The organism is Pseudomonas fragariae (ex Marin et al. 2024) (assembly GCF_059621105.1).
The window spans coordinates 2,985,006-3,011,482 of sequence record NZ_CM184369.1; the positions used below are offsets into that span (position 1 = coordinate 2,985,006).

The window sequence follows — 26,477 nt, forward strand, 5'->3', positions numbered from 1 at the left end:
GGAGGTTACTGACATGAAGTCCCTTTTCCGCCCAGCTTTGCTGCTGGCTGTCGCTTTACCCCTGTTCCTGGCTGGCTGCGGCGACAAGGAGCCCGAGCAGCGCACTGCGTTCACCCAGTTCCTGCAAACCCGAATTGTCGACAAGCCGGGCGTACATGTTCCCAAGCTGACGGATGAGGAGAAGAAGACCTTTGGTGACTACACCTCGCACTACGCGGTCATCTCCGACTTTGGTGCAGGCATGGACACAGCGGTGCAGCCGCTCGCCGGTTTGATGCAGAAAGGCTCTTTTCATTCGGTCAGCGATGTCATTCAACGCCGCGCTGACCTGGCCGCCGTGCAGACCGGCCTTGACGAAGTGGGCGAAAAGCTGACCATCGAGCAGGGCAAGGCAGACGCTGCACGCGCGAAACTCAAGCAGCCGGAAGACCTCAAGGTGGTTTATGACAAGGCCTACGACCGAACTGTCAGCGTACCCGCCAACACCTTCCGTGAAGTGCTGCCGCAGATAAAGGGCACCTTTTCCAGTGGTCTGAAGGTTGCCGATTATGTGGACGCGCACAAATCGCAGATCGATATCTCGGGTTCGACGATCACCGTCAAGGATCCTGTGGTCCAGACCGAGCTCAACAAACTGCTGCAAGAGCTGAACGAGCAGGGCAAGAACGCTCAACAAGCCCAGTCCAAGCTGCAATCGCTGATGACCGGCCGCTGATATCGAGCTGCTGCGCCTGAAGTAACGGCCCGGCCCTGATGCCGGGCCGGTCCTTTTGTCAGGTATGATTCGGCCATCTGTCTGCCGGATGCCGGGAATCAACCGCCTGATGACTAACCCCTCTTCAATGACCATTACCCAGCGTGAGGCTTGCTCTGCGGATGCGTTGTGCCTTGCGGCGCTCGGTATGCAGGTTTTTCTCGATACCTACGCAACGCAGGGCATTCGACAGTCCATCGCCCGCGAGGCGCTGGAGGCGTTTTCGCCTGCGATCTTTGCGCAACTGCTTATCGAGCCGACAACGTTCATCGTCGTTGCCGAGTCGCAAGGGCATTTGATCGGCTTTGCCCAGGTCGCGTTGCGCACCGACCACGCAATGCTCGGTGTGTCGAACGCCGCCGAGTTGCAACGCCTCTATGTGCAGGAGCGCTTCACAGGGCGTGGAGCGGGGCGGCTGCTACTTGAAGCCGCCGAGCGGCGTGCAGCAATCCGTGGTGCCTCGCTGTTATGGGCGACGGTCTGGGTTGGCAATCCGCGCGCGCTGGCGTTTTACCCTCGTCAAGGCTATGAATGGAAAGGTACGCCGCACTATGTGTTTCAGGGCGAGACACATGAGAATCAACTGTTTGCCAAACCGCTGATGACTACTGACTGACACGACGTTGCTGTGCAACAAGGACGCTGAATGCTGCGCATACTGGGCAAGACCTCCTCGATCAACGTACGAAAAGTGCTCTGGACGTGCGAGGAGCTGAAGATACCCTTCACTCAGGAAGACTGGGGGTCAGGCTTCAAACCTGCCAACACCGATGAGTTTCTCGCGCTCAACCCGAATGCCATGGTGCCGGTTATCGTTGATGATGACTTCGTGCTTTGGGAGTCCAACAGCATCATTCGCTATCTGGCCAACCGTTATGCTGGCGGTCATGTTTATCCACTGGATCCACGTGCCAGGGCGCAGACCGATCAGTGGATCGACTGGCAAGGCTCGGAGCTGAACAGATCATGGAGTTATGCCTTCATGTCACTGGTGCGACGCTCGACCGAGCACCAGGACCCTGTCGCCATGGCCGCGTCCTGTGCCCAGTGGGCCAGGCATATGCAGATACTCGACAGGCAGCTGGAAAAGACCGGCGCCTATGTCTGTGGCGAGCGTTTTACCCTGGCTGACATCCCCATCGGTCTTTCAGTCAATCGCTGGTTCGAGACGCCTCTCGAGCATCCCGACCTGCCCGCCGTCAATGCGTATTACGAACGCCTGAGCCATCGTTCCGGCTACCTTCTGTACGGGCGCAACGGAACTCCGTGACGGTTCGTCGGGCTCGCGTTTATCCTTGGGCACCATTGTGAGCCTTGTTGCCTGTTAAGGAGTCGTCGAAGTGACCACCATCAAAATTACCGCGGGCGGATATGAGTTTCTGGCCGAAACCCATCCGGATGCGCCGCAAACGGTGGAAGCGTTTCTCAAGCTGCTGCCTTATCGGCAGAAATTCATCCATGTGCGCTGGAGCGGCGAGGGCTGCTGGGTGCCGCTGGATGATTATCAGCTGAAGCTGGATGACACATTGATCGGTTTCGAGAACGCAACCAGCCATCCTTCGGTAGGCGACATTCTTTTCTATCCGGGCGGTTACAGCGAAACCGAGATTATCCTTGCCTACGGCTCGTGCTGTTTCGCCAGCAAGATGGGGCAGTTGGCGGGCAACCATTTTCTGACTATTACCCAAGGCAAGGATAACTTGCGCAAACTGGGTGTGAAGACACTGTGGGAAGGCGCTCAGGATGTGGTTTTCGAACTGGCTTGAGTCGGCCGCCATTGGGCGATAGGCATTTGCCAGTATTTGTTGGAACTGCTGATCTTCGCCAGGGGTCTAGTCCACGATGCTTCCAGCTCCCGGAAGCCGACCTGGAGACATGACCGTGAATATTTTCGAAGCCCTGCGCGAAAGCCATGACCGTCAACGCAGCTACGCTGATGCCCTGATCAAGACCAGTGGCGACAGTGCCGAGCGCGAGAAGGCCTACAAACAGCTCAAGGAAGAGCTGCAGGCCCACGAAACGGCCGAAGAACGGTTTTTCTATATCCCTCTGATGGCCCACGACAATGGCGTGGACCTGAGCCGTCACGCCATTTCCGAGCATCACGAGATGGACGAGATGATGGAAGAGCTCGATGAAACCGAGATGTCCAGTCCAGCCTGGCTGGCCACTGCGAAAAAGCTGTCGGAAAAAGTGCATCACCACCTCAAGGAAGAAGAACAGAAGTTTTTCCAGATGGCGGGCAAATTGCTCGACGAAAAGCAGAAACAGAGCTTGGCCGGCGAATACGTGAAGGAATACGAGGAGCAATTGGCTGAAGGTTGATAGCGCGGTGCAGTGCTAGAATCGGCTTTTTATCAGCGAAGGCATGACATGAAGTTTCTGTTTCTGACGAGCGTGACGGTGATTGCCGCAACCGTATTGACCGGGTGTGCAGCGCCTTCCAGCTCCGCACGTGCCGCAGGACCCTACAAGGTCCTGTCGAGCGCCAAGCAGGATGCTGCCGTTGCCCAGTGCATTCAGGTGACCTGGCAGAACGAAGCCATGTTCGGCACGTCTTCTGACGTGTTCCTGCATGACCTGTCCGGCGGCGGTTTCACCGTGTTTACCACCGAGTCGACCTACTTTGCTGACGTGCGTGGCAAGGGCCCGACCACTGCCGTCGAGTTCTATGCCCCGCAAGGCGATGCCCAGGCCGCGTTGCGCTCTGCGGCCATTGCTACCTGTCTTTAAGCCTTTTCCCCACTCGACACCTCTCGTTCCCACGCTCCAGCGCGGGAACGCCGTTCTGGCCGCTCTTTGTGCCCGTGCCCGTGCCCGTGTTTAGGGCTTATTTGCGTTGATACTCCACGCCCGATAACAGCGCATGCGCACAAGAGTGGGGCCTTACCACTCAAATGTAACAATCGGTAGCGTTACCTGCGGGCTTCGTCCCCGCTTTCCCGACTCAATCCCAAATTCCAGTCTGTTGATTTGTTTCGACTTTTTCATGGGGTGTTTTCCGCGCGTCCTCTATGGCACACTTTCTGCTGTCTATTCCGTTGTTACATACCTATATCCGCTATAGCGGAATAACGAATACTTCGGCGGAGTTTAAGTCATGCATCGCGGACCTTCCTTTGTGAAAGCTTGTGCTTTTGTTCTTTCAGCCTCATTCATGGCCAATACGGTGCAGGCAGCCGAAGGCAGCAAGCTCGATGCAGTATTGAAACGTGGCAATCTGGTGGTAGGGACGGGCAGCACCAATGCGCCTTGGCACTTCCAGGGCGCGGACGGCAAGTTGCAGGGCTTCGATATCGACATTGGCAGAATCATCGCCAAGGGCCTGTTCAATGACCCGGGCAAGGTGGAATTTGTCGTACAGTCCTCGGATGCACGTATCCCCAACCTGCTGACCGACAAGGTCGACATCAGCTGCCAGTTCATCACCGTTACCGCCAGTCGCGCACAGCAGGTGGCATTTACCCTGCCTTACTACCGCGAGGGTGTGGCCCTGCTGTTGCCTGCCAATAGCAAATACAAGGAAATCGATGACCTGAAGGCGGCAGGTGACGATGTGACTGTTGCTGTACTGCAGAACGTGTACGCCGAAGAGCTGGTGCATCAGGCGCTGCCCAAGGCCAAGGTCGATCAGTACGACAGCGTCGACCTGATGTATCAGGCGATCAACTCCGGGCGTGCCGATACAGCGGCCACCGATCAGTCTTCGGTCAAGTACCTGATGGTGCAGAACCCTGGCCGCTACCGTTCGCCTGCCTTTGCCTGGAGCCCGCAAACCTATGCCTGCGCGGTCAAGCGTGGCGACCAGGACTGGCTGAACTTCGTCAACACCGCGTTGCATGAAGCCATGACCGGTGTCGAGTTCCCGGCTTACGCGGCGTCTTTCAAGCAATGGTTCGGTGTCGATCTGCCGGTGCCTGCAATTGGTTTTCCGATGGAATACAAATAAGTCCACTCTGACCTTCAGCGGCAGGGCGGGCCCTCGGGCTTTCCCTGCCAGGTACGGGCAAGCATGAATTACCAATTGAATTTTGATGCCGTGTGGCGCGACTTCCCCAGTCTTCTGGCGGGGTTGGGCCTTGGTCTGGAACTGGCCCTGATCTCGATCGCGATTGGCTGTGTGATCGGGCTGGCGAATGCATTTGCGCTGCTGTCACGCTACAAGGCGTTGCGTATTGTTGCGTCGATCTACGTCACGGTGGTGCGCAATACGCCGATTCTGGTGTTGATCCTGCTGATCTACTTCGCGCTGCCCGGGCTGGGCATTCGACTGGACAAGCTGGCGTCATTCATCGTCACCTTGTCGCTGTACGCCGGTGCCTATCTGACCGAAGTGTTCCGTGCCGGGCTGCTGAGCATCCACAAGGGGCAGCGCGAAGCGGGGCTGGCGATCGGTCTGGGCGAATGGCAGGTGCGGGCCTACATCATCGTGCCGGTGATGTTGCGCAATGTATTGCCGGCACTCTCCAACAACTTCATTTCGCTGTTCAAGGACACCTCTCTTGCGGCCGCCATTGCCGTACCGGAGCTGACCTATTACGCGCGCAAGATCAACGTCGAAAGCTACCGGGTGATCGAAACCTGGCTGGTGACCACAGCACTCTATGTGGTGGCCTGCTACGTGATCGCTCTGCTTCTGCGCACCCTCGAACAACGTTTGGCGATTCGCCGCTAGGAGGCTGTCATGTATCAACCCCCTGGCTGGTTGCAGGAATTGTGGAATGCGCGGGAAGTGCTCTGGTCCGGCTTTATGACCAGTATCCAGTGCTCGGCGCTGGCGATTGCCGCAGGTACGCTGATCGGCATGCTGGCCGGTCTGGTGCTGACTTACGGCGGTTTTTTCGCCCGCTTGCCGATTCGGCTCTATGTGGATCTGATTCGCGGTACCCCGGTGTTCGTGCTGGTGCTGGCGGTGTTTTACATGGTGCCGGCGCTGGGTTGGCAGATCAGCGCGTTTCAGGCCGGCGCAATAGGCCTGACGCTGTTCTGCGGCTCTCACGTTTCAGAAATCGTGCGCGGCGCCCTGCAGGCCATTCCCCGTGGCCAACTGGAAGCCGGCAAGGCCATCGGACTGCGCTTTGGTCAGTCGCTGCGCTACGTGTTGCTGCCTCAGGCCATGCGTCAGATCCTGCCGACCTGGGTCAACTCCTCGACCGAGATCGTCAAGGCGTCAACGCTGCTTTCGGTGATCGGTGTGGCTGAACTGCTGCTCAGCACCCAACAGGTGATCGCGCGCACGTTCATGACCCTGGAGTTCTACCTGTTTGCAGGTTTCCTGTTCTTTCTCATCAACTACGCCATCGAACTTCTTGGGCGGCAAATCGAAAAGCGGGTGGCATTGCCATGACACAGACTCATAACCCTGGCCCGGCGCTGCTCAGCATCGAGGGCCTGCATAAATCCTACGGCGCAGTGGAAGTGCTCAAGGGCGTCGATCTGCGCATGCAGAAAGGCAATGTCGTGACCTTGATCGGTTCCAGCGGCTCGGGCAAGACCACCTTGCTGCGCTGCGTCAACCTGCTGGAAGAGTTTCAGGGCGGGCATATCCGCCTTGAGGGGCAGGACATCGGCTACAGCAATGTAGACGGCAAGCGCACCCGCCATCCGGAGCGTCTGATCGCGCAACACCGGGCAATGACCGGCATGGCCTTCCAGCAATTCAACCTGTTTCCGCACCTCAGTGCCTTGCAGAACATCACCCTGGGCTTGCTCAAGGTCAAGAAGATGCCCAAGGATCAGGCCGTTGCGCTGGCCGAAAAGTGGCTGGACCGGGTCGGCCTGCTGGAGCGGCGTAATCATTTCCCCGGTCAGTTGTCCGGTGGCCAGCAGCAGCGTGTGGCGATCGCCCGCGCCATTGCCATGAACCCCAGCCTGATGCTGTTTGACGAAGTCACTTCGGCACTCGATCCGGAACTGGTGGGCGAAGTGCTGAGCGTCATCAAGGACCTGGCCGAGGAGGGTATGACCATGCTGCTGGTGACGCACGAAATGCGTTTCGCCTACGAAGTGTCGGACCAGATCGTGTTCATGAATCAGGGCCGTATCGAAGAGCAGGGGCCACCCAAGGTTTTGTTCGAGCAGCCGAAGTCGGCGCGCTTGAGCGAGTTTCTCAAGAACATCCGTTTTTAAACGTTCACCACGTCCAATGCTTCAAGACAAGGAAAAACTCATGACTATTACCCGTTATGGCGCAGGCAGTACAGCAGGGGGCGGCCAGCCACGCCCATTCGCCCGCGCAGTCGAGGCTGACGGCTGGCTGCACGTTTCCGGCCAGGTGCCTGCGCAGGATGGCGAGATTATCGTCGGCGGCATCGTCGAGCAGACGCACCAGACCATGCGCAACCTGATCGCAATTCTTGAGGAAGCCGGTTATGCGCTCAAGGATGTGATCCGGGTCGGCGTGTGGCTGGAAGACCCGCGGGACTTCTGGAGTTTCAACAAGGTGTTCGGTGAGTACTTCACCCCGGAGCATGCACCGGCACGCGCTTGCGTTCAGGCGAGCATGATGGTCGACTGCAAGGTCGAAATCGACTGTATCGCTTACAAGCGCAAGTAGCAGACGTGCAGCTACACGTTGCAAGCCGCAAGCCCGATCACCTGAGGCTTTTGGCTTGCCGCTTTCCCAAGGAATGAACTCATGACCGAAGACACTATCAAGCGCCGGGCACGTGGACTGGACCGGGCGTTCGATATCCTGGATTTTCTCAAGGAAAAGGCCAGGCCCATGCGCCCCAATGAGATTGCCAGCGGCATCGGCAGCCCCAAATCGACGGTTTACGAGCTGGTGGCCTCGCTGCTGGAACGGCGCATTCTGGAGACAGTGGGCAAGGACGGGCATGTCTATCTTGGCCGTCAGTTGTATTTCCTGGGGCAGGCACACTTGCGGCACTTCGATTTCACTCGCGAGGCCGAAGCCTGCCTGTGCGAGATCGTCAGCCAGACGCGGGAAACTGCGCAGATGTGCCTGCTCAATGGTCGCAAATACACCGTGGCACTGATGAAGGAGGGCGAGCGTCATTTCAGGATTTCTTCGGACATCGGCGAAAACGCGCCCATCCCATGGACGGCGTCCGGGCGTCTGTTGCTCAGCCACCTGAGCGATCAGCAGATCATCGACCTGATCGACCCCGACGATTTCATTCTGCCGGGTGGCGAACGTCTGCCGCTGGAGACCTTTCTTCGGGAAATCCGCAAGGCCGGCGAGGAGGGCTTCTTTTCCTTCGACAGCGTGGCTGACACCTTCACCCACTGCTTCGCCGCCCCCGTGAACAACGAACACGGTCAGTGCATCGCCACGCTGTGCATCGTCGCGCCGCGTGCCGACGCCAAGACCCACTACGACGACTATCGGCGGGTGCTGATCGACAGCGCCAATGGCCTGGCTCGCCGTATCAATGAATAACCGCAGGAGATTACCGATGAGCACCGCCGTAATGGACAAGGGTACTGCGCAGCCGGGTGACAGCCTGGTCAGTGATGTCAGCCTGCCCGCACTGGTGATTCACAATCACGCGCTGCAACACAATATTCGCTGGATGCAGCAGTTTGTCAGCGACAGCGGTGCAGAGCTGGCACCGCACGGCAAGACCAGCATGGTGCCCGCGCTGTTTCGCCGGCAACTGGACGCGGGCGCATGGGGCCTGACCCTCGCCACGGCAGTCCAGACGCAGGCCGCTTACGCGCATGGCGTGCGCCGGGTGCTGATGGCCAACCAACTGGTCGGTGCGCCGAACATGGCGATCGTTGCCGACATGCTGGCTGATCCGATGTTCGAGTTTCACTGCATGGTCGACCATCCGGACAATGTCGCTGCGTTGGGCGAGTTTTTCGCTGCGCGTGGCCTGCGTTTGAACGTGATGATCGAATACGGCGTACCCGGCGGGCGTTGCGGCTGCCGTAGCGAAGAACAGGTGCTGGCGCTGGTCGACGCTGTTCTGGCTCAACCGGCGCTGGCATTGACCGGCATTGAAGGGTACGAGGGCGTCATCCACGGCGACCACGCTATCGAAGGCATCAAGGCCTTTGCCGCGTCACTGGTGCGTCTGGCTGTCGACCTGCAGGACAAGGGCGCCTTCGCACTGGATCGCCCGATCGTCACGGCGTCCGGCTCGGCCTGGTATGACCTGATCGCCGAGGCATTTGACGCTCAGGCGGTTCGCGAGCGCTTCCTCAGCGTGCTGCGGCCGGGCAGCTATGTGGTGCATGACCACGGCATCTACAAGGACGCGCAGTGCTGCGTGCTGGATCGGCGTGCCGAATTGAGCGAAGCGTTGCTGCCTGCCCTGGAAGTCTGGGCGCATGTGCAATCCATGCCGGAACCGGGCTTTGCAGTGATTGCCATGGGCAAGCGCGATGTGGCCTACGACGCCGGGTTGCCCAATCCGCTGCTGCGTTACAAGCCAGGCGTGCAATCGACTGCCGGTGACGATGTCAGCGCCTGCAAGGTGACGGCTGTCATGGACCAGCATGCATTCATGAGCGTTGCACCCGGATGCGAGTTGAAGGTCGGCGATATCATTTCCTTCGGCACCTCGCACCCGTGTCTGACGTTCGACAAGTGGCGTTCAGGTTGCCTGGTGGATAATGACCTGCGGGTAATCGAGCCTTTCAGTACATATTTCTAGTCAAAATATTTGCAGGAGTATCGTCACATGAGCCTTCCCCGGGTCGCCCTTATCGGCGAATGCATGATCGAACTGCAACAGCATGCTGATGGCAGCCTGCGCCAGAGCTTCGGCGGCGACACGCTCAATACCGCGGTATACCTTTCCCGATTGCTGGGTGAGCGGGCCAAGGTCGACTACGTCACGGCGCTGGGCGACGACAGCTTCAGCGATGCGATGTGCCGGATCTGGGCGGACGAGGGCATCGGTCTGGGCAAGGTGCAGCGCCTGCCTGGACGCTTGCCGGGGCTCTACTGCATCCAGACCGACGCCAATGGTGAGCGGCGTTTCCTCTACTGGCGCAACGAAGCTGCCGTGCGCGACTGCTTCATGACCCCGGCGGCCGAGCCGATCCTGGCAGCGCTGGCCAGCTACGACGTGCTGTATTTCAGCGGCATTACCCTGGCAGTGCTTGGCGAGCAGGGGCGTGCCAAACTGCTGGAGGCATTGGCGCGCGCGCGTCAGCGCGGTGTCAGGGTCGCCTTCGACAACAACTATCGTCCGCGGCTGTGGGCCAGTGTCGAGCAGGCCCGCGAAGCCTACCGTGCGTGCCTGCAGCATGTGGATCTGGCCTTGCTGACCGAAGACGACGAGCAGGCGCTGTATGGCTATGCCGACAGCGAACAGCTGCTGGCCGCCTATCGCGGGCGCGGCATCGGTGAAATCGTCGTCAAGCGTGGCGCCCAGAGTTGCCTCGTCGAAGCCGGCGGCGAACGTTTCGACATCGCAGCGCAGAAGGTCGAGCGTGTGGTCGATACCACGGCTGCGGGAGACTCGTTCAGTGCCGGCTATCTCGCGGCCCGGCTCACGGGTGAACGCCCGCTGCAGGCGGCGGAAGCAGGGCATCGCCTGGCCAGTATCGTGATCCAGCACCCGGGCGCGCTGGTGCCCAAGTCGGTCATGCCAGTCTGATAGCACTTGCCACGGAACATGCAGTTGATCGGCTAACACACTGACAGACAAGCATATCGCTGGAACCCGCGCGAAAATCCGGCCACCATAGGCGACCTTTTCGCCTGCGAGCCCACCACCGGAGTCTGCGTGCCTGACGACCTGCCTTCTGCGCTTCCTCATGACCTGGATGTCGACCTTGTACCGCCCCGGCAATTGCCGTTTTTCCGACGCCTGTTGGCGCGGCTGATGGGGCGCGGCCTTACCGGGCTGCGCTCGCAGCACGCGCCCTCATGGTCGCAGGGGCATGCCGACGGTTATCTGAACGGCCACATCGAAGGCGTGCGTGAAGGCTATGAAGAGGGTTATCTGGATGGCCAGGAGTCGGGCCGTCAGGTGCTGGTCATCAGCGATACCCGGCCAGCCCGGCATCGTGGCCCCAAGGTCGACGATCATCTGTTCGATGACTGGCGACTGGCGCTCACACCTGAACTGAAAAAGCGCATCAAGGCCGATGTCGCCGAAAAACTCCCCGCACATGCCCAGCCCAGCGCGGCGCAGTGGAAGATGATTTTCAGCGATACGCCGTCTACCTACGTGATTGCCGGGGCCGGCGCAGGCAAATCCACGTCGCTGGTCCTGCGGATTCTGTTGCTGCATCACTACCTGGGCTTCGAACTGAACGCCATGACGGTGGTGACCTTCACCCGTGAGTCGCGCAAGGACTTCATCAGCAAACTGATCGATGTCATGGCCCTGTGGGGGCATGCGCTGGAGCAAAAGCAGGCGCGCGAGGTGGTACGTACCTTCCATTCGCGCATTCTGCCGCTGGTGCGCAGCCTGCCGGGGTTTGAGCAGCTGCGCGCGTTCGAGAACCTGAGCAGTCAGTCTTCCGGCCTGGAAGAGGCGGACAGCAACCCCTTCGACTTGCGGATCAACGATGCGCAGCGCCAGCAACTCAATCTCTGCTACCGCGATCTGTACGCCGGCAACGAGCGTTTTCGCGAAGTCATGGCGCCGCTGTATCGCCATGCCCTGCAGCTCAAGGAACTGGACCGCGATCACCCTGATGTGCAGAAACGGGTCGCCGTGACCGAGCTGTCCTCGAAACGCGATGAGGAGTGGTGCGACACCGTTGAAGATCTATGGATTCGCGCGGGAGCCTGGCCTATAAAAGGCATTGAGCCCATGCGCCAAGCTGTTGAAATAAATGGTTTTCCGTTTTCTTTTCACGGCTATATCGCCGAGCTGGATGCCTGGGTCGTGCTGGGTCTGGACGCCAGTGAGGACCAGCAACTCAAGCGGCCGGGCGCCAAGCTGCCGGTGTGGGCAGAGGGCGTGATAAAGCGCACGCTGTTTCAAGCTTTCTGCAGTAAGCCATTGATATGGTTGGATAACTACCAGTCGGCCAATGAGGTTTTGCAATCGCTGGCAGGGGAAGCCGCCGCGGGGCCTGGATTCGATTACCGGGTCAAGGGCGAACTCGGTGCGGCACCCTTGCTGGACTGCTTCGTCACGGCCGCCAGCTTCATCGAGAACCTGGGGCTGGATGTGCCGAGCGCCGTGTCCGAGATGAGTTTTGCCAGCGATGACCCGGACCGCTTCTTCTTCGAAGCACTCAGCCTGTTCTGGAAAGCCTTTGAAACGCACCTGCTGGCTCAATCGCCGCCGATCATGACCTACAACCGCATGTTTGCCTTGTTCGGCGAAACCTCACCCGAGAACCTCAAGCACGTCAGTGACCCGATGCTCAGACCCTTGGCGCATTTGATGATCGACGAGTTCCAGGACGTCTCGCCGCAGATCGTTTCATGGTTACGCGCCAGCCTGCGCGAAATCAGGCGTCGTGGTCCGGCGTTGCACACGGGCCGCATCGCCCAGCATTCATCGCTGCTGTGTGTCGGTGACGATTGGCAGTCGATCTACGGCTGGCGCGGCAGCTCGCCGAAGTACTTCATGGAGTTCGCAAAGGAGTTTTCCTCCCCGGCGACCACCAGGGTCATGCTCAGTGACAACTTCCGCAGTCATCAGCACATCATCGACGCCGCCGAGCACATCGTCCGTGCGGCCCCGGCCATCCCGGGCAAGAAGGCCCGCGCCAGCGGCCTGCTTCAGGAGCTGCTGCCGGTCAAGGTACTGGATCGCGATGAGGACGAGCTTGCCGAGCGGGTCGCCGAGCATTACCACGATGGCGACTCGATCCTGCTGCTGTACCGCAAGGGCAGCGAGAAGACGCGCTTCTCGGCGCGCCTGCAGGCATTGATCGACGCTGATTCGGCAAATGGCGCGCAGAACCGTCGCATCAGAACGCTGACCTACCACAGCTCCAAGGGCTTGCAGGCGGATGCCGTATTTTTGCTGGGCGATTGTCAGCATCTGACCGTCTCGCCCTACAAGAATCAGGTTTACCGGTTGGCAGGGCTGGGAGATACGAATGATCTTCAGCCATTCGATACGGCACAGAAGGATGAAGTCTTGCGTCTGGCCTATGTCGCCATTACTCGTTCGGCGCGGCACTGTTATTGGTATATCGATGAAGGCGCCACTTCAGGAGACGCTGTTCAGATGCCCAAAGCGTCAGACAGGATTGCCCGCGACAAGCCTTTCTTCGAAGACCTGCGTAACAGGGTTCGTGCCGGCTGAGGCATTCATGTCAGATAAAACCGGCGATCTGTCGTTGCGTATGAGTGCCGAATAATTCCAGCTCATCCTCGATGGCTTCGATGATGCGCTCCACGTCTGCGGCATTCATCACGGTAGAACAGGGCAGACCGGCAATGGCGACCACGGTTTCACCGCTGGCACGGTCGAAAAGTCGCGCAATCATGCTCCCTGGCGCATCCATCGAGGCTTCGAAACCCACGGGGTGGAAGTGCCAGCGCATCAATTGGCATGCATTGGGGAATGTGACTTTAGTCATGACGAGGGCCCACCTGAATCAATCGAGCACTTCCTTTGCTCCAATGGGTAGGCAGACAGCCAGAATGCGTCCGGTAAGCCATGATGACGAGGCGATGACCAGCGCTACAGATCATCGGTCGGTCAAGTTGCTTTCCAGCAGGATCGCTGAGCGGTCTGACGAACATTGAAAGTAGCATCTGCCAGCACCGTTCTGGAAAAATTTTTTATGACGAAGCACAAAAAAATCAATTATATGACTTGTGTCATTAGAAGGTATTAATAGGCACGCTCCATGCATTTGCAGAGCCGCTGCCGCAAGTCCTTCAATGGAATGAATTTGCCGTGACGAAGATGGTTTTCGTGCCGGGTCTGGGGCAAGCTGTCGCTATTGACCCGAGGAACCGCACATGCTGAAAAAATCCCTTGCCGCACTGGTGTTGCTGGCCTCGACCAGTCACGCGGCAGAGACGGTCAATATCTACAACTGGACGGACTATATAGCGCCGGACACCCTGAAGAATTTCGAAGCCGCCACCGGTTTCAAGACCACTTACCAAACCTTTGAAACCAATGAAGCGCTGAACGCAAAGCTGCTGGCTGGCCACTCCGGTCACGATGTGGTTTTTCCGTCCATTCATTTCATGGGACGACAAATCCAGAACGGGCTGCTCAAAACCCTCGACAAGCGGCAGTTGCCCAACTGGAAAAACCTCAACCCGGTCCTGCTCAAGGCGCTGGAGGGCAGTGATCCCGGTAATCAGCATGGCTTCCCTTATCTGTGGGGCAGTACCGGCATCGGCTATGACTCGACCAAGGTCAAGGCCATCCTCGGCAAGGATGCACCGCTGGATTCATGGGATCTGGTGCTCAAGCCGGAAAACATGAAAAAGCTCGCCCAATGCGGTGTGGTATTTCTCGACAGCGCGCCGGCTCTGCTGCCGATCACCCTGAATTACCTTGGCTTGCCACCACACAGCGAAGTGCCTGACGACTACCGCCAGGCAAAGGCGGTACTGGACAGCGTGCGGCCATACGTACGCAATTTCAGTTCTGCCGATTACATCGCCGACCTCGCGAAGGGCAGAATTTGTGTCGCGGTGGGCTATTCCGGGGATATTTCCCAGGCTCAGGAGCAGGCACAAAAAGAAGGCAATGGCATCACCATCGACTATGCCGTTCCGAAGGAGGGCGCGCCCATGTGGTTCGACATGGTCGCCATCCCGGCTGACGCCACCGATATCAAGGGCGCCTACGCGTTCCTGAATTACCTGCTGCGCCCCGAAGTGATCGCCAACATCACCAATACCGTGCATTACGCCAACGGCAATGAAAAGGCAGACGCGCTGATAGGTCCCGGCCTGTGGACCGATACCACGGTGTACCCGGACGCCGACATGTTGAGCCGCCTGTTTGTGATGTCTCAGGTCCCGGACACTATCGATGCGTTGCGCGAGAAGCTCTGGGACAGTTTCAGGGCCGACAGGTAACGTTGCTCAGATGACATGAGCCTGTTGCAGTTCGGTCAGTGCCTGAGCCTTCAACCGGGCCAGCAGCGGATCGCGACGATCCCTTGGCGTCTGCAGCCCGACCGGTAATTGGTGGGTGATTGTGCCGGGGCGGCTGCCCATCACCAGCACGCGGTCGCTCAGGTACAACGCCTCGTCAACATCATGAGTCACCAGCAACAGGGTAATGGCATGGCGCGCAGCCAGTTGCAGCAGCAGGTCCTGGAGCTTCATCCGGGTAAACGCATCGACTGCGCTGAACGGCTCATCCAGCAGCAACACCGCCGGGTGCGAGTACAGGCCGCGCGCGATGGCCACGCGTTGCGCCATGCCCCCGGACAGCGCTTTGGGCAAGGCATCGGCAAAACCGGACAGGCCCACTTCTTCGATCAATTGAGCGACCCAGCGGCGGTCGTAGCGATCATCGTCACTGAAACCGATATTCTGTGCGACGGTCAGCCAGGGCATCAGGCGCGGCTCTTGAAACACGAACGCCACTTCGCCCTGAATACGCTGCACCGAACCACTAAATTCCTGCTCCAGCCCGGCGACAATCCTCAACAGCGTGCTTTTGCCGCAGCCGCTGGGGCCGAGCAGGCTGACGATTTCACCTGACTGTAGCGACAGATCGATGCCGTGCAGCACGGTATTACCCGCGAACGCCTTGTGCTGGACGCGTATGTCCATCAGTGATTCCGGCATCTATCAACCCTCACGGCTTTGCCCGTTGAATGTATCGCGCCAGGCCAGGAAGCGTTTTTCCAGGCTTGCCAGCAGGCCGTCGCTGAGTTTGCCCAGTGTCGCCAGAACGATGATCGCCGCCAGCACGATGTCCGGACGCGAGGTTTCGCGCCCGTCACTGAGCAGGTAGCCCAGGCCTTTGGTGGCAGCGATCAGCTCGGCAGCCACCAGAAACATCCACGACAGGCTCATGCCGCTGCGCAAACCGGTAAACAGGCCGGGCAGGGCTGCGGGCAGAAGAATGCGCCGGGTCAGGCGATAGCGGCTCAAGCCATACATCTGGCCGACTTCCACCAGCTTTCGGTCAATGCCTCGAATCGCGGCCACGCCGTTGAGGTACACCGGAAAGAACGCACCAATGGCAATCAGCACGATTTTCGATGTTTCGCCAATGCCCAGCCACAACAGCAGAAGCGGCACCCATGCCAGACTCGGAATGGAGCGAAGCCCGGCGAATGTAGGCTCCAGATACGCTTCTGCCTCGCGACTGAGCCCCACCCACGCGGCAAACACCAGGGCCAGACTCGCACCGATCGCAAAGCCGCTGAGCACACGCAACAGACTGGCGCTGATGTGCTTCCACAACGCACCGTCCGCCAGGTCGCGCAGGGTCAGCACGATCTCGCTGGGCGCTGGCATCTGGTAGGCAGGCAGCCAGCCGATGCGTACGATCATTTCCAGCAAAACGATAATCACGGCCGGCACCACCAGGCCCTTGAGTGGTGTTCTGTAGCGCTGCCAAAGCGTTCGTTGTGCCTTGTCCGGCACTGTTGCCTGCGCTGAGGCAGGCAACGACTTGTCCCTGCGGGTCATGGCGTGGCGATCACGGCTTTGGAGAATTCAGGCGTGATCAATTGATCAATGACCTGTTCGACATTGACGCCTTTGCGCACCAGATCCTCGGAGACCAGAATCGGCGCTGCGGCCTTGGACGCTTCCACGTCTTTCGCGCTCAGTTGCGGGGTGCTCAGGTCTGTGCGGGTCAATTGCAGCCTGGCGACTTCCAGCGGCAGGCCCGACTCGGCCGCCAGCAGCCTGGCCAGCTCGTCAGGGTTTTTCACTGCCCATTCCCGGGCTTGTTCATAAGCGCTCAATACTGTCCTGATCGCCTGAGGATGTTCCTTGGCGTAGGTTTCCGTGACGCTCAGTACGCCATAGCTGTTGAAGTCCTTGTTGCGGTAAAGCAGGCGCGAGCCGGACTGGATTTCACTGGCCGCCATGTGCGGGTCAAGCCCTGCCCAGGCATCTACGTCACCTTTTTCGAGGGCGGTGCGTCCATCGGGATGCTGCAGGTGCAGCAGCTCGACATCATCCTTTTTCAGCCCGGCCTTCTGCAGCGCGCGCAAGGTGAACAGATAAGGGTCGGTGCCTTTGGTGGCGGCTATTTTCCTGCCTTTGAGCTCGGCGACCGATTGCAGCGGCGAATCCTTGCGCACCACCAGTGCGGTCCATTCTGCCCGGCTGTAGACATACACCGACTTGATCGGGCTGCCGTTGGCCCGCGCCAGCACCGCAGACAGGCTGGCCGACGATGCAAAGTCGACGCTGCCGCTGTTCAGGTACTCCAGCGAGCGGTTGCTACCCTGGCTCAACACCCAAGTGACTTTCGCCTCCGGCAGGGCTTTCTCCAGCCAGCCAAAATGCTTGAGCGCCAGGCTGACCGGCGAATAGTAGGCGTAGTCGAGGCGGATTTCCGCAGGTGCGGTCTCGGCGGCTTGCACTGTGCCATTGAGGCTCAACGCCAATAGGCAGGAGCTTGCCATCCAGCGAATCAGCGCGCGGGGAGACAGCAACCGAAAAGAAACGGGGGGTTGTGGCATAGTGGCATCCAGGTCAGGAAAACTAGAGCCGCAGCGACCGGTTGGTATATTCCAAAACAGGCAGTTCGCAGGGCGTGAAATTCAGAAAAGGAATATTGCACGCTCTATGCCAAACACCAGAGTGCTTGAATTCCGGGGTTTTACGCGGCTTTCCGGCGTCTTTGATGTTGATCTGACAACGGTCTGTTGAATGGCTGTTGCCAGGCAGACAGTCGGGTTTGATGACTCATCTTTCGACGATTTTTTGACATTTTCCCTGCTTGTCAGGCGATTTTTTTTGCCGGTATTGCAACAGAATCGTTTTTTGACACTCTTAATCGTCCACATTCTTAATTTCGAAACATGTGCGCACTAGGCTCTGTACGAAAAGTCGGCGAGCGAAGGTCAGGCGAGGCAAAAACAGGCGAGGAAGCGGAGTCTACGTGTTGTAAATGAGCATTCCGAGCCTGTTTTTAACGAAGCATCACCGAGCGCAGCCACTTTTCGTACAGAGCCTAAGATTCGCGCGTGACCCTTTTTGACTGATCCGCAGAAATTTCCAGGGCGAGCTGCACAAGCCTGCGTATTCGCACCAGCCAAGTGGCTGTCCCCTTTCAAATGCGCACCGGACTCAGAAAATAATGAATATGCCGAAAATGTCTTCCATCAACCGACTTCAGCGCCGCCTTGCGTGGTGTTTCTTCCCCTCCGTGCTGGTGGCTTCTGCCCTGGTCCTGTTCACCATGGGCAAAGGCGTGCATGCAGAGCCCAAGAATGGTATCCAGACACTGGTATTTCTGCGTCATGCCGAAAAGCCGGCCATGGGGCTGGGGCAATTGAACTGCCAGGGGCTCAACCGGGCGATAGAGCTGTCGGAAGTCCTGCCCAGGGAATTCGGCAAGGCTGACTTCATCTTCGCCGCCAATCCGAGCCGACATGTGGAAGAGGGTGAGGGCGACCAGTCCTACAGCTACGTTCGTCCGCTGATGACGGTAGGGCCCAGCGCAATCAAACTGGGGTTGCCCGTCAACCTTGACTTCGGTGCCAACGACACCGCAGACCTGGCCGATGAACTGATGCAGGACAAGTACCACAACGCAGTCATCTACACCGCCTGGTCGCATGGCTATCTGCCGGAGCTGATCAACAAGGTGGCTGAAGAAGCGTCCGGCAAGAGCACCAATTTGCTGGATGACTGGACAAACGATGATTTCGACTCGGTGATTGTCGTCACCCTGAAATGGGTCGATGGCAAAGCCACGCTCGATTACAAGAATCAAAAGCAGGGCCTCAACAACGGCGCCGAGACCTGCCCTGAAGCGACCTGATGCCCAAGCGCAACGGTTTTCAGCCGTTGAGAGACTTCATCGACGCCGCGTTATAGCGCTCACCGGATGCCGACCCCTGGACCGGGAAAATCGCCTCCAGCTGGGCAAGGTCATCGGTACTCAGCCTCAATGAAGCCGCTGCCACGTTGCTTTCCAGGTATTTGCGCTGCTTGGTGCCGGGGATCGGAATAATGTCATCTCCTTGGGCAAGCACCCAGGCCAGCGCCAGTTGCGACGCGCTGATGCCCCTGGCCGTAGCCAGTGCCTTGACCTTCTCGACCAATTGCAGATTGCGATTGAAGTTTTCGCCCTGAAACCGTGGGGTGAAGCGACGGTAGTCATCGGCCGCGAAGTCGTCCGGGGTGCGCAATTCACCGGTCAGAAACCCCCGGCCGAGCGGGCTGTACGCCACGAAGGCAATGCCCAGACGGCGGCAGGTGGCAAGCACGCCATCCTGTTCCGGATCGCGTGACCAGAGTGAGTACTCGCTCTGCACGGCCGCCAATGGATGCACCGCGTGGGCCTTTTCGATGGTCGCGGCACTGGCTTCGCAGATGCCTATGTGGCGAACCTTGCCAGCCTTGACCAGTTCGGCCATGGCGCCAATGGTGTCCTCGATGGGCACCGTGGGGTCGATACGGTGCTGATAATAGAGATCAAGGTAATCGCTGTTCAGCCGCTTCAGGCTGGCGTCGATGGACTGGCGAATGTACGCCGGGCTGCCATTGACGCCACGCGCATGCGGGTCGTCGCCACGGACGATGCCGAACTTGCTGGCCAGGTAGATACCTTCACGCTTGCCCTCGAGGGCACGGCCAAGCAAGGCTTCGTTGGTGTGCGGGCCGTACATGTCAGCCGTATCGAAAAAGGTGACACCCAGCTCCAGTGCGCGGTGCAGGGTGGCGATGGATTCCTTTTCGTCGATGCCGGTGGTGTAGAAGTCCGACATTCCCATGCAGCCCAGCCCGAGGGCGGACACGTGCGGACCGAGTTGACCCAATTGGCGCGTGATCACAATGAGTGCTCCTGATCGTTGAAAGAGCGGTCGAGTTTCGCCTCTTTGCGTGGCTCAATAAACCGGGTGTTTCTTATTTCACTGTTGTTGAAATCCAAACAATGCTGACCGTAGTGGTGGTCAGCGCCTGTCGGTGGGCATGCAACACCGCGCCTCTTGAATCCGACAAAGCGCGCTAGTCACACCATACCGAATGGAGTACAAATGTACTCCATGAGCACATTATCTCCTCGACGCAGCGCTATTCTTACCTTCATCCGCGATCGCATCGCGCAGCAGGGGCAATCACCGAGCCTGGCGGAAATTTCCGAGGCTTTCGGTTTTGCTTCGCGTAGCGTGGCGCGCAAACACATTGTGGCCCTGACTGAAGCCGGGCTGATCGAAGTCGTTCCGCATCAGGCACGGGGCATTCGCCTGCTGAACACTGAGCCACGGCCCGAATTGCTGGAAATTCCGGTCCTAGGGCGCGTGGCGGCGGGCGTACCGATCGGGCCTGATCTCGATATCCACACCACGCTGCACCTGGACCGCAGCACCTTTACCCGTGTGCCGGACTACCTGCTGCGCGTGCAGGGCGACTCGATGATCGAGGACGGCATTCTCGATGGCGACCTGGTGGGCGTGCACCGTAACCCGCAGGCCAGTGACGGGCAGATCGTGGTTGCCCGTCTGGACGGCGAGGTGACCATCAAACGCCTGCAACGCCGTGCCGACCAGGTTCGCCTGTTACCGCGCAACCCGGCCTACGAACCGATCATCGTCACGCCCGATCAGGACTTCGCCATCGAAGGCGTGTTCTGCGGGCTGGTGCGTCGCGAATGATGGGCGCGGTGGTCAGCCTGGACGCCTTGCTGGATGAGCGCAGGGTCTGGAAAGGGCGTCAGCAGAGCGCGCCACAGGTCAGCCCGCAGCCCAGTGGCCATGCGTTGCTGGACGCTGCCTTGCCCACCGGCGGCTGGCCTGCTGCGGCCCTGACTGAAATCCTCATCCCGACCAATGGCAGCGGCGAACTGCGCCTGCTGTGGCCGAGCCTGGCGCGGCTTTCCGCGATCGCTGAGCGCATTGTGCTGGTCGCACCGCCCTATATTCCGTACCCACAGGCGTGGCTGGCCGCCGGCGTCGATCTGCGCCAGTTGGTGGTGATCGAGGCGAGTAACCGCGATGCCTTGTGGGCTGCCGAGCAATGCCTGCGCTCCGGCAGCTGTGGCGCGATCGTGTGCTGGCCCGGCATGGTCGATGACCGTGCGTTGCGACGCTTGCAGGTGGCTGCCGAAACCGGGCAGACCCTTGCCTTTGCCTGTCGCCCGCAGCAGGCCGCCGCCAATCCTTCACCTGCGGCCCTGCGCATAGCGCTCGATACCCGTCCCGCACAGTTGCGGGTACTCAAATGCCGGGGCGGACTTGCGCCGCCTTTCCCCATTCCGTTCCCGACCGACGCTTGAGGTTCTTATGCTCTGGGCCTGTGTCTTGCTGCCGCAACTGGCGCTGGACGGCGTCATGCGTCGTCACGGCAACCCCGATGAACCGCTGGCGCTGATCAGCGGCAGCGCTCAACGTCGCGTGTTGCAGAGCGTCAATCCGGCTGCGCGTGCGTTGGGTCTGAAAGCCGGGCAATCGCTGACCGCAGCCCAGGCGCTGGTGCCCAACTTCACCACGATCGAACATGACCCGGCCGATATCGAGCGTTTGCAGCAACTGCTCGCGGCCTGGGCCTACGGTTTCAGTTCCAATGTCAGCCTCAAGTACCCGCGGGTGCTGCTGATGGAAATCGAATCCAGCCTCAAGCTGTTCGGCCCCTGGCCGGTGTTCGAGGCGCGTTTGCGGGAAGAGCTGACCACACAGGGTTTCCGCCATCGCATCGTGGTCGCGCCCAACCCGATAGCCGCGCGAATGCTGGCCAATATGCATGACGGGCTGAGCATCGACTGTCCGCATGAATTGCGTCGCCGTCTGGAGCAGATGCCACTGGAACGCATCGGCCTGAGCCGCGACACCGCTACCGCCCTGACACGCATGGGGCTGCGCAGTGTGCGGCAGGTGCTGGCGCTGCCCCGCGATACGCTGGCTCGGCGGTTTCCGGCCAGCGTGCTGCAGCACCTTGATACCTTGCTCGGCGAGCGCCCCGTGGCGCTGGAGTGCTACACGCCGCCGGACTTTTTCGATGTACGCATCGAGCTGAATTTCGACGTCGAGTCCCATCAGGCCCTGTTGTTTCCGCTCAAGCGGCTGATCGCCGATCTGGCCTTGTTCCTGGCCGGACGCGACAGCGGTGTGCAGCGATTTTCCCTGCACCTCGAGCATGTGCCAGGGCCGGAAACCGTCGTGCCGGAGACTGTCGTACCGGTCGGGCTGCTGAGCGCCGAGCGCGATGCGTCGATGCTCTTCGAACTGGCCCGCGGCAGGCTGGAGCAGGTGCTGGTCGCGTCGCCGGTACGTGCCGTGCGCCTGCTGGCGCGAGACTTGCCGGATTTCGTCCCGGCGCACCGTCAGTTGTTCGATGAGCGCGTGCAGCAGACCTTGCCCTGGGAGCAACTACGCGAGCGCCTGCGGGCGCGTCTGGGCGACGAGTCGGTCAATGGCTTGCGCGCCCAGGCCGATTATCGTCCCGAATGTGCCTGGCAAGCGCACAGCAGCAGTAAACCGGTCCTGCCAGCCAGAGGCTTCACGCGTCCAGGCTGGCTGCTGCGCGAGCCTCAGCCGCTGCCAGTGCAGGCGACCCGTATCGTGGCCGGGCCCGAGCGAATCGAGTCCGGGTGGTGGGACGGCGGCGATGTGCGCCGCGACTATTACCTGGTCGAAACCGCCAGTGGCCAACGCGCCTGGGCGTATCGCGCGGTTGGCGAGCAGGGTGAACTGCTGCTGCATGGCTGGTTCGCATGACCCGCGAATACGCCGAGCTGCATTGCCTGTCCAACTTCAGCTTTCAGCGGGGTGCCTCGAGCGCACGCGAGTTGTTCGAACGGGCGTTACGCCATGGCTACAAAGCGCTGGCAATTACCGACGAGTGCACCCTGGCCGGCATCGTACGCGCCTGGCAGGCGTCAAAAAGCACCGGTCTGCCCTTGATCGTCGGCAGTGAAATGCACATCGAAAACGGCCCGAAAGTCGTCTTGCTGGTGGAAAACCAGGCAGGCTATGAGGCGCTGTGCAAACTGATCACGGTAGCGCGCCGCCGGGCCAGAAAAGGTGAATACCGCGTGTTGCGCGAAGACTTCGAGCCTGCGCCGGACGGGTTGCTGGCCCTCTGGCTGCCGGACCTCGACGGCGATGCTCAAGCCTGTCTGGCCGGCGGACGCTGGTTGCGTGAGCGATTTACCGAGCGCCTGTGGCTGGGTGTCGGGCTGCACCGTGGCCCGGATGACGAGCAGCGGCTGGCCGACCTGCTGGCGTTGGCACAATCGCTGGGTATTCCGGCAGTGGCCAGTGGCGATGTGCACATGCACGCGCGTGGCCGGCGTGCCCTGCAGGACACCATGACTGCCATCCGCCACCACACCACAGTGGCCGAGGCAGGTCATCTGCTGTTTGCCAATGGCGAGCGCCACCTGCGGCCACTGGATGCGCTCAGCGAGCATTACCCGGACTGGCTGCTGGCCGAGTCGGTGCGTATTGCCCGGCGCTGCACGTTCGACCTGGGCGATTTGAAGTATGAATACCCGCATGAACTGGTCCCCAAAGGCCAAACCTCTACGTCCTGGCTACGTGAACTGACCGAACGCGGCGTTCGCAGGCGCTGGCCGGGCGGCCTGACACCGGCCACCCGTGCGCAGGTCGAGAAGGAACTGGCGCTGATCGCGGAAAAGAAGTTCGACAGCTACTTTCTGACCGTGCATGACATCGTGGAGTTTGCCCGCAGCCAGCACATTTTGTGTCAGGGGCGCGGCTCGGCGGCCAACTCGGCAGTGTGTTATGCGCTGGGGATCACTGAACTGAACCCGGAACAGAGCAACCTGCTGTTCGAGCGCTTCATTTCCAGAGAGCGCAACGAGCCGCCGGATATCGACGTGGATTTCGAGCATGACCGCCGCGAAGAAGTCATTCAGTACATCTTCCGGCGCTATGGCCGGGGCAGGGCCGCGCTGACGGCCGTCGCCAGCACCTATCATGGCTCCGGCGCAATGCGTGACGTGGCCAAGGTGCTGGGCTTGCCGCCAGACCAGATCAATGCCCTGGCCGAAGCCTTCAGCCGCTGGAGCGATTCACTGCCGTCGCCTGAGCGCTTGCGCGAATACGGCTTCGATGCCGACACGCCGATCCTCAAGCGCGTGCTGGCGCTCACCGGCGAACTGATCGGTTTTCCCCGGCACCTGTCGCAACACCCGGGTGGATTCGTGATTTCCGAACACCCGCTTGAAACGCTAGTGCCGGTCGAGAACGCCGCGATGGCCGACCGCACCATCATCCAGTGGGACAAGGACGACCTGGACCTGGTCGGCCTGCTGAAAGTCGACATTCTTGCACTGGGCATGCTCAGTGCCTTGCGCCGCACGTTCGATCTGGTGCATTTGCACCGCGGCCAACGATGGACCCTGGCGACTCTTCCGGACGACGACCGGAAAACCTACGAAATGATCAGCCGCGCCGACACCATCGGCGTGTTTCAGATCGAGTCGCGTGCGCAGATGGCCATGCTGCCGCGCCTCAGACCGGAAAAATTCTACGACCTGGTCATCGAAGTCGCCATTGTCCGGCCAGGGCCGATTCAGGGCGACATGGTTCACCCGTACCTGCGGCGGCGCAATGGTGAAGAGGACGTCACCTATCCGCCCAAGCTTGAATCGGTGTTCAAGCGCACCCTGGGTGTGCCGCTGTTCCAGGAGCAGGTCATGGAAGTGGCCATTCTGGCCGCCGACTACACGCCGGGCGAAGCGGATGAGTTACGTCGCGCGATGGCCGCATGGAAACGTCACGGCGGGCTCGAGCCGCATCGCGAACGGCTGCGCACAGGCATGCTGAAAAACGGCTACGAAGCGGACTTTGCCGACCGGATCTTCGAACAGATCAAGGGCTTTGGCAGTTATGGTTTCCCCGAATCCCATGCTGCCAGTTTCGCCCTGCTGACCTACGCCAGTTGCTGGCTCAAGTGCCACGAACCGGCAGCGTTCACCTGCGCGCTGATCAACAGCTGGCCAATGGGGTTCTATAGCCCGGATCAATTGCTGCAGGACGCACGCCGCCATCACATTGAAATTCGCCCGGTGGATGTGCGTTACAGCGATTGGGATTGCTCGCTGGAGCCGCTCGATCATCCTGACCGCACGCGCAATCTGGCGATTCGCCTGGGGCTGCGCATGGTCCGTAGCTTTCGTGAGGAAGATGCCCTGCGCATCGAAGCGGCGCGCGCGAAACGCCCGTTTGTCGATGCCACGGACCTGACGTTGCGCGCCGAACTGGACGCGCGCGCCGCCGAAGCGCTGGCGGATTCCGGTGCCTTGCGCGGCCTGATCGGCCATCGGCACCGGGCGCACTGGGAAGTCGCCGGGGTTGAGGCCCAGCGCCCGCTGTTCGACGACCTGCCCAGCGAAGAAACCCAGGTAACCTTGCCGCTGCCGACCGTGGCCGAAGACCTGGTGGCCGACTACTCAACGCTGGGCACCACCCTGGGCCCACACCCGCTGGCCTTGCTGCGTAGGCAACTGGCTGCCAAGCGCTTTCGCAGCTCACAAGACTTGTTACACCTGGAAAACGACCGGACCCTCAGCGTGGCGGGGCTGGTCATTGGTCGTCAACGACCGGGCACTGCGAGTGGCGTGACCTTCGTCACCCTGGAAGATGAGTTCGGCATGGTCAACGTCGTAGTCTGGCGCGACCTGGCCGAGCGTCAGCGCAAGGTGCTGGTGGGTTCGCAATTGCTGCAGGTGTTCGGGCGACTGGAATCGAAAAGCGGGGTGCGGCACCTGATTGCCCAGCGCCTGTACGACCTGACGCCGCTGCTCACCGGACTGGATGTGCGCAGCCGGGATTTTCAGTAATCGGGCCTGCAATTTGCAGTATCAATCGGCACATCCTGCCACCGAGAAGCCCAGTATGTACAAAGACTATCCAGCCGCTTACCAGGTCAGCAAAGGCGCGGCGCTGCAAGTCGACACTGCCTTTTATGAGCGCATCCGCACGAATACGCAGCAACGCACCCTCGTCGAACAGTTCGACGTACCGATTCGTACCGGGCGGGCCTGGAAGGTCAAGGCTGGCCAAGTGTTTCGGGTCACCACACCGGTGGGCCCGCAAGTCGGCGATTTCAATGTCTGGAACGCCAACGACCCCCGCGAGCGACTGTGGGCTGCGCGCACGCGGCAGTTGCAGGGCGCGCATGTCAGCACCCACGACCGGCTGTGGTCGAACCTGCCGTTTTTGCGGCCAATGGTAACCATCACCGATGACAGTCTGGCCAGTTACGGAACCGACGAGCACGGCGGCCGCCTGCATGACCTGCTCGGCACGCGCTGCGATCCCTACATCAACAAGATGCTGACCGGTGAAGACTTTCACCATCACTGCCACTCCAACCTGACCCGCGCAGTGCTGCCGCACGGGCTGACCGAGTTCGATGTGCATGATGTGCTGAACATCTTCCAGTGCACCGGCCTGAACCACGACGACCTGTATTTCATGAAAGCCTGCCCGGCGCAGAAGGGCGACTATCTGGAGTTCTTCGCGGAAATCGACCTGCTGTGTGCCTTGTCGACCTGTCCGGGTGGCGACCTGTCACTGCCGATGTGGGGGCCTGATGCGCAGGACCCGTTGAGCGTCTGCCGGCCGCTGGGCGTCGAGATCTATGACCTCGACGCGTCGCTGCTGGACGGCTGGCAGTCCCCCGAGCGCGCGGCCTATAACGGCCTGCACGGTCTGCGGATCGCCAAGGCCGATTGGGAGCAATAAC

The 26,477-nt window shown here is 60.2% G+C and carries 27 protein-coding genes; 22 read left to right on the forward strand and 5 right to left on the reverse strand.

The genetic code is table 11. The features are described from left to right. Positions 1-13: 13 nt before the first annotated feature. From AC54XV_RS13250 to AC54XV_RS13320, 15 genes are all read left to right on the forward strand, one after another. A complete protein-coding gene (locus AC54XV_RS13250; RefSeq protein ID WP_003402740.1) occupies positions 14-715 on the forward strand; it encodes a DUF3053 domain-containing protein in 702 nt (233 codons plus the stop codon). Between the two features lie 109 nt (positions 716-824). Next, positions 825-1,370 (forward strand): GNAT family N-acetyltransferase, encoded by a 546-nt coding sequence (locus tag AC54XV_RS13255; RefSeq protein WP_024640960.1) that lies wholly within the window; start codon positions 825-827, stop codon positions 1,368-1,370. A 30-nt stretch (positions 1,371-1,400) separates the two neighbouring features. Next, entirely contained in the window at positions 1,401-2,024 is a 624-nt protein-coding gene (locus AC54XV_RS13260; protein WP_024640961.1) for a glutathione S-transferase family protein, read from the forward strand. A 70-nt stretch (positions 2,025-2,094) separates the two neighbouring features. After that, positions 2,095-2,520 carry a DUF3830 family protein gene (locus tag AC54XV_RS13265; protein WP_024640962.1) on the forward strand — a complete coding sequence of 142 codons (426 nt, stop codon included), beginning with the start codon at positions 2,095-2,097 and terminating at the stop codon, positions 2,518-2,520. A gap of 115 nt (positions 2,521-2,635) precedes the next feature. Then, positions 2,636-3,079: a hemerythrin domain-containing protein gene (locus tag AC54XV_RS13270; protein WP_024640963.1), complete on the forward strand. Its 444-nt coding sequence runs from the start codon at positions 2,636-2,638 to the stop codon at positions 3,077-3,079. Positions 3,080-3,127: 48 nt separating this feature from the next. Then, positions 3,128-3,487 carry a hypothetical protein gene (locus AC54XV_RS13275; RefSeq protein ID WP_024659648.1) on the forward strand — a complete coding sequence of 120 codons (360 nt, stop codon included), beginning with the start codon at positions 3,128-3,130 and terminating at the stop codon, positions 3,485-3,487. A 367-nt stretch (positions 3,488-3,854) separates the two neighbouring features. Further along, the gene (locus tag AC54XV_RS13280) at positions 3,855-4,703 is read left to right on the forward strand and encodes a transporter substrate-binding protein (protein WP_024640965.1); all 849 of its coding nucleotides are present in this window, start codon (positions 3,855-3,857) and stop codon (positions 4,701-4,703) included. A gap of 63 nt (positions 4,704-4,766) precedes the next feature. Continuing rightward, positions 4,767-5,429 (forward strand): amino acid ABC transporter permease, encoded by a 663-nt coding sequence (locus AC54XV_RS13285; protein WP_003345502.1) that lies wholly within the window; start codon positions 4,767-4,769, stop codon positions 5,427-5,429. 9 nt (positions 5,430-5,438) lie between these two features. After that, positions 5,439-6,101, forward strand: coding sequence for an amino acid ABC transporter permease (locus tag AC54XV_RS13290; RefSeq protein WP_024640966.1), 663 nt, complete (start codon positions 5,439-5,441; stop codon positions 6,099-6,101). Continuing rightward, positions 6,098-6,883: an amino acid ABC transporter ATP-binding protein gene (locus tag AC54XV_RS13295; protein ID WP_058398600.1), complete on the forward strand. Its 786-nt coding sequence runs from the start codon at positions 6,098-6,100 to the stop codon at positions 6,881-6,883. The genes AC54XV_RS13290 and AC54XV_RS13295 overlap by 4 nt, the downstream gene beginning before the upstream one ends. 40 nt (positions 6,884-6,923) lie before the next feature. Continuing rightward, positions 6,924-7,310, forward strand: a complete 387-nt coding sequence (locus AC54XV_RS13300) for a RidA family protein (RefSeq protein WP_003317642.1) — start codon at positions 6,924-6,926, stop codon at positions 7,308-7,310. Between the two features lie 81 nt (positions 7,311-7,391). Further along, positions 7,392-8,156: an IclR family transcriptional regulator gene (locus tag AC54XV_RS13305; protein WP_011267731.1), complete on the forward strand. Its 765-nt coding sequence runs from the start codon at positions 7,392-7,394 to the stop codon at positions 8,154-8,156. A 16-nt stretch (positions 8,157-8,172) separates the two neighbouring features. After that, positions 8,173-9,378: an amino acid deaminase gene (locus AC54XV_RS13310; RefSeq protein WP_024660095.1), complete on the forward strand. Its 1,206-nt coding sequence runs from the start codon at positions 8,173-8,175 to the stop codon at positions 9,376-9,378. Between the two features lie 27 nt (positions 9,379-9,405). Next, positions 9,406-10,329 (forward strand): 2-dehydro-3-deoxygluconokinase, encoded by a 924-nt coding sequence (kdgK, locus tag AC54XV_RS13315; protein ID WP_024641603.1) that lies wholly within the window; start codon positions 9,406-9,408, stop codon positions 10,327-10,329. Between the two features lie 129 nt (positions 10,330-10,458). After that, positions 10,459-12,951, forward strand: a complete 2,493-nt coding sequence (locus tag AC54XV_RS13320) for a UvrD-helicase domain-containing protein (RefSeq protein ID WP_058398601.1) — start codon at positions 10,459-10,461, stop codon at positions 12,949-12,951. A 10-nt stretch (positions 12,952-12,961) separates the two neighbouring features. Here the strand turns inward: AC54XV_RS13320 and AC54XV_RS13325 are convergent, their stop codons facing one another. Beyond that, entirely contained in the window at positions 12,962-13,228 is a 267-nt protein-coding gene (locus AC54XV_RS13325; protein ID WP_003319126.1) for a DUF1652 domain-containing protein, read from the reverse strand. A gap of 388 nt (positions 13,229-13,616) precedes the next feature. Between AC54XV_RS13325 and AC54XV_RS13330 the strand changes: the two genes are divergently transcribed. Then, complete coding sequence (locus AC54XV_RS13330; protein ID WP_003402721.1) at positions 13,617-14,696, forward strand: polyamine ABC transporter substrate-binding protein; 1,080 nt, start codon at positions 13,617-13,619, stop codon at positions 14,694-14,696. A 6-nt stretch (positions 14,697-14,702) separates the two neighbouring features. On the opposite strand, the gene AC54XV_RS13335 is transcribed toward AC54XV_RS13330, so the two are convergent. From AC54XV_RS13335 to AC54XV_RS13345, 3 genes are read right to left on the reverse strand one after another with little or no spacing between them, the layout of a single operon-like run. Further along, positions 14,703-15,416: an ABC transporter ATP-binding protein gene (locus AC54XV_RS13335; RefSeq protein WP_024638765.1), complete on the reverse strand. Its 714-nt coding sequence runs from the start codon at positions 15,414-15,416 to the stop codon at positions 14,703-14,705. A gap of 3 nt (positions 15,417-15,419) precedes the next feature. Beyond that, complete coding sequence (locus tag AC54XV_RS13340; protein WP_003402718.1) at positions 15,420-16,268, reverse strand: ABC transporter permease; 849 nt, start codon at positions 16,266-16,268, stop codon at positions 15,420-15,422. After that, positions 16,265-17,275, reverse strand: coding sequence for an aliphatic sulfonate ABC transporter substrate-binding protein (locus tag AC54XV_RS13345; RefSeq protein ID WP_032620021.1), 1,011 nt, complete (start codon positions 17,273-17,275; stop codon positions 16,265-16,267). The genes AC54XV_RS13340 and AC54XV_RS13345 overlap by 4 nt, the downstream gene beginning before the upstream one ends. Positions 17,276-17,895: 620 nt before the next feature. Between AC54XV_RS13345 and AC54XV_RS13350 the strand changes: the two genes are divergently transcribed. Further along, positions 17,896-18,582 carry a hypothetical protein gene (locus AC54XV_RS13350; protein ID WP_024641812.1) on the forward strand — a complete coding sequence of 229 codons (687 nt, stop codon included), beginning with the start codon at positions 17,896-17,898 and terminating at the stop codon, positions 18,580-18,582. 19 nt (positions 18,583-18,601) lie between these two features. Here the strand turns inward: AC54XV_RS13350 and AC54XV_RS13355 are convergent, their stop codons facing one another. Next, on the reverse strand, positions 18,602-19,597 hold the full coding sequence (locus AC54XV_RS13355) for an aldo/keto reductase (protein ID WP_058398602.1): 996 nt from the start codon (positions 19,595-19,597) through the stop codon (positions 18,602-18,604). A gap of 204 nt (positions 19,598-19,801) precedes the next feature. Here AC54XV_RS13355 and lexA point away from each other — a divergent pair, with 204 nt between their 5' ends. Genes lexA through AC54XV_RS13380 form a run of 5 tightly spaced genes read left to right on the forward strand, consistent with a single transcriptional unit; the run spans position 19,802 to position 26,476 of the window. Beyond that, on the forward strand, positions 19,802-20,419 hold the full coding sequence (gene lexA, locus AC54XV_RS13360) for a transcriptional repressor LexA (protein WP_011267741.1): 618 nt from the start codon (positions 19,802-19,804) through the stop codon (positions 20,417-20,419). Next, on the forward strand, positions 20,419-21,039 hold the full coding sequence (gene imuA, locus AC54XV_RS13365) for a translesion DNA synthesis-associated protein ImuA (RefSeq protein WP_058398603.1): 621 nt from the start codon (positions 20,419-20,421) through the stop codon (positions 21,037-21,039). The genes lexA and imuA overlap by 1 nt, the downstream gene beginning before the upstream one ends. 7 nt (positions 21,040-21,046) lie before the next feature. Continuing rightward, entirely contained in the window at positions 21,047-22,477 is a 1,431-nt protein-coding gene (locus AC54XV_RS13370; RefSeq protein WP_024638760.1) for a Y-family DNA polymerase, read from the forward strand. Further along, complete coding sequence (locus AC54XV_RS13375; protein WP_058398604.1) at positions 22,474-25,569, forward strand: error-prone DNA polymerase; 3,096 nt, start codon at positions 22,474-22,476, stop codon at positions 25,567-25,569. Before AC54XV_RS13370 ends, AC54XV_RS13375 begins: the two co-directional genes overlap by 4 nt. 55 nt (positions 25,570-25,624) lie before the next feature. Continuing rightward, complete coding sequence (locus AC54XV_RS13380) at positions 25,625-26,476, forward strand: urea carboxylase-associated family protein (RefSeq protein ID WP_058398605.1); 852 nt, start codon at positions 25,625-25,627, stop codon at positions 26,474-26,476. The last annotated feature ends 1 nt before the right edge of the window (position 26,477 follow it).

Coding starts and splice junctions, on each gene's coding strand:
- AC54XV_RS13250 (WP_003402740.1), top strand. CDS start 14: ATGAAGTCCCTTTTCCGCCCAGCTTTGCTGCTGGCTGTCGCTTTACCC.
- AC54XV_RS13290 (WP_024640966.1), top strand. CDS start 5,439: ATGTATCAACCCCCTGGCTGGTTGCAGGAATTGTGGAATGCGCGGGAA.
- lexA (WP_011267741.1), top strand. CDS start 19,802: ATGTACTCCATGAGCACATTATCTCCTCGACGCAGCGCTATTCTTACC.
- AC54XV_RS13350 (WP_024641812.1), top strand. CDS start 17,896: ATGAATATGCCGAAAATGTCTTCCATCAACCGACTTCAGCGCCGCCTT.
- AC54XV_RS13335 (WP_024638765.1), bottom strand. CDS start 15,416: ATGCCGGAATCACTGATGGACATACGCGTCCAGCACAAGGCGTTCGCG.
- AC54XV_RS13330 (WP_003402721.1), top strand. CDS start 13,617: ATGCTGAAAAAATCCCTTGCCGCACTGGTGTTGCTGGCCTCGACCAGT.
- AC54XV_RS13345 (WP_032620021.1), bottom strand. CDS start 17,275: ATGCCACAACCCCCCGTTTCTTTTCGGTTGCTGTCTCCCCGCGCGCTG.
- kdgK (WP_024641603.1), top strand. CDS start 9,406: ATGAGCCTTCCCCGGGTCGCCCTTATCGGCGAATGCATGATCGAACTG.
- AC54XV_RS13370 (WP_024638760.1), top strand. CDS start 21,047: ATGCTCTGGGCCTGTGTCTTGCTGCCGCAACTGGCGCTGGACGGCGTC.
- AC54XV_RS13285 (WP_003345502.1), top strand. CDS start 4,767: ATGAATTACCAATTGAATTTTGATGCCGTGTGGCGCGACTTCCCCAGT.
- AC54XV_RS13325 (WP_003319126.1), bottom strand. CDS start 13,228: ATGACTAAAGTCACATTCCCCAATGCATGCCAATTGATGCGCTGGCAC.
- AC54XV_RS13275 (WP_024659648.1), top strand. CDS start 3,128: ATGAAGTTTCTGTTTCTGACGAGCGTGACGGTGATTGCCGCAACCGTA.
- AC54XV_RS13300 (WP_003317642.1), top strand. CDS start 6,924: ATGACTATTACCCGTTATGGCGCAGGCAGTACAGCAGGGGGCGGCCAG.
- AC54XV_RS13255 (WP_024640960.1), top strand. CDS start 825: ATGACTAACCCCTCTTCAATGACCATTACCCAGCGTGAGGCTTGCTCT.
- AC54XV_RS13305 (WP_011267731.1), top strand. CDS start 7,392: ATGACCGAAGACACTATCAAGCGCCGGGCACGTGGACTGGACCGGGCG.
- AC54XV_RS13260 (WP_024640961.1), top strand. CDS start 1,401: ATGCTGCGCATACTGGGCAAGACCTCCTCGATCAACGTACGAAAAGTG.
- AC54XV_RS13375 (WP_058398604.1), top strand. CDS start 22,474: ATGACCCGCGAATACGCCGAGCTGCATTGCCTGTCCAACTTCAGCTTT.
- AC54XV_RS13380 (WP_058398605.1), top strand. CDS start 25,625: ATGTACAAAGACTATCCAGCCGCTTACCAGGTCAGCAAAGGCGCGGCG.
- AC54XV_RS13295 (WP_058398600.1), top strand. CDS start 6,098: ATGACACAGACTCATAACCCTGGCCCGGCGCTGCTCAGCATCGAGGGC.
- AC54XV_RS13280 (WP_024640965.1), top strand. CDS start 3,855: ATGCATCGCGGACCTTCCTTTGTGAAAGCTTGTGCTTTTGTTCTTTCA.
- imuA (WP_058398603.1), top strand. CDS start 20,419: ATGGGCGCGGTGGTCAGCCTGGACGCCTTGCTGGATGAGCGCAGGGTC.
- AC54XV_RS13340 (WP_003402718.1), bottom strand. CDS start 16,268: ATGACCCGCAGGGACAAGTCGTTGCCTGCCTCAGCGCAGGCAACAGTG.
- AC54XV_RS13310 (WP_024660095.1), top strand. CDS start 8,173: ATGAGCACCGCCGTAATGGACAAGGGTACTGCGCAGCCGGGTGACAGC.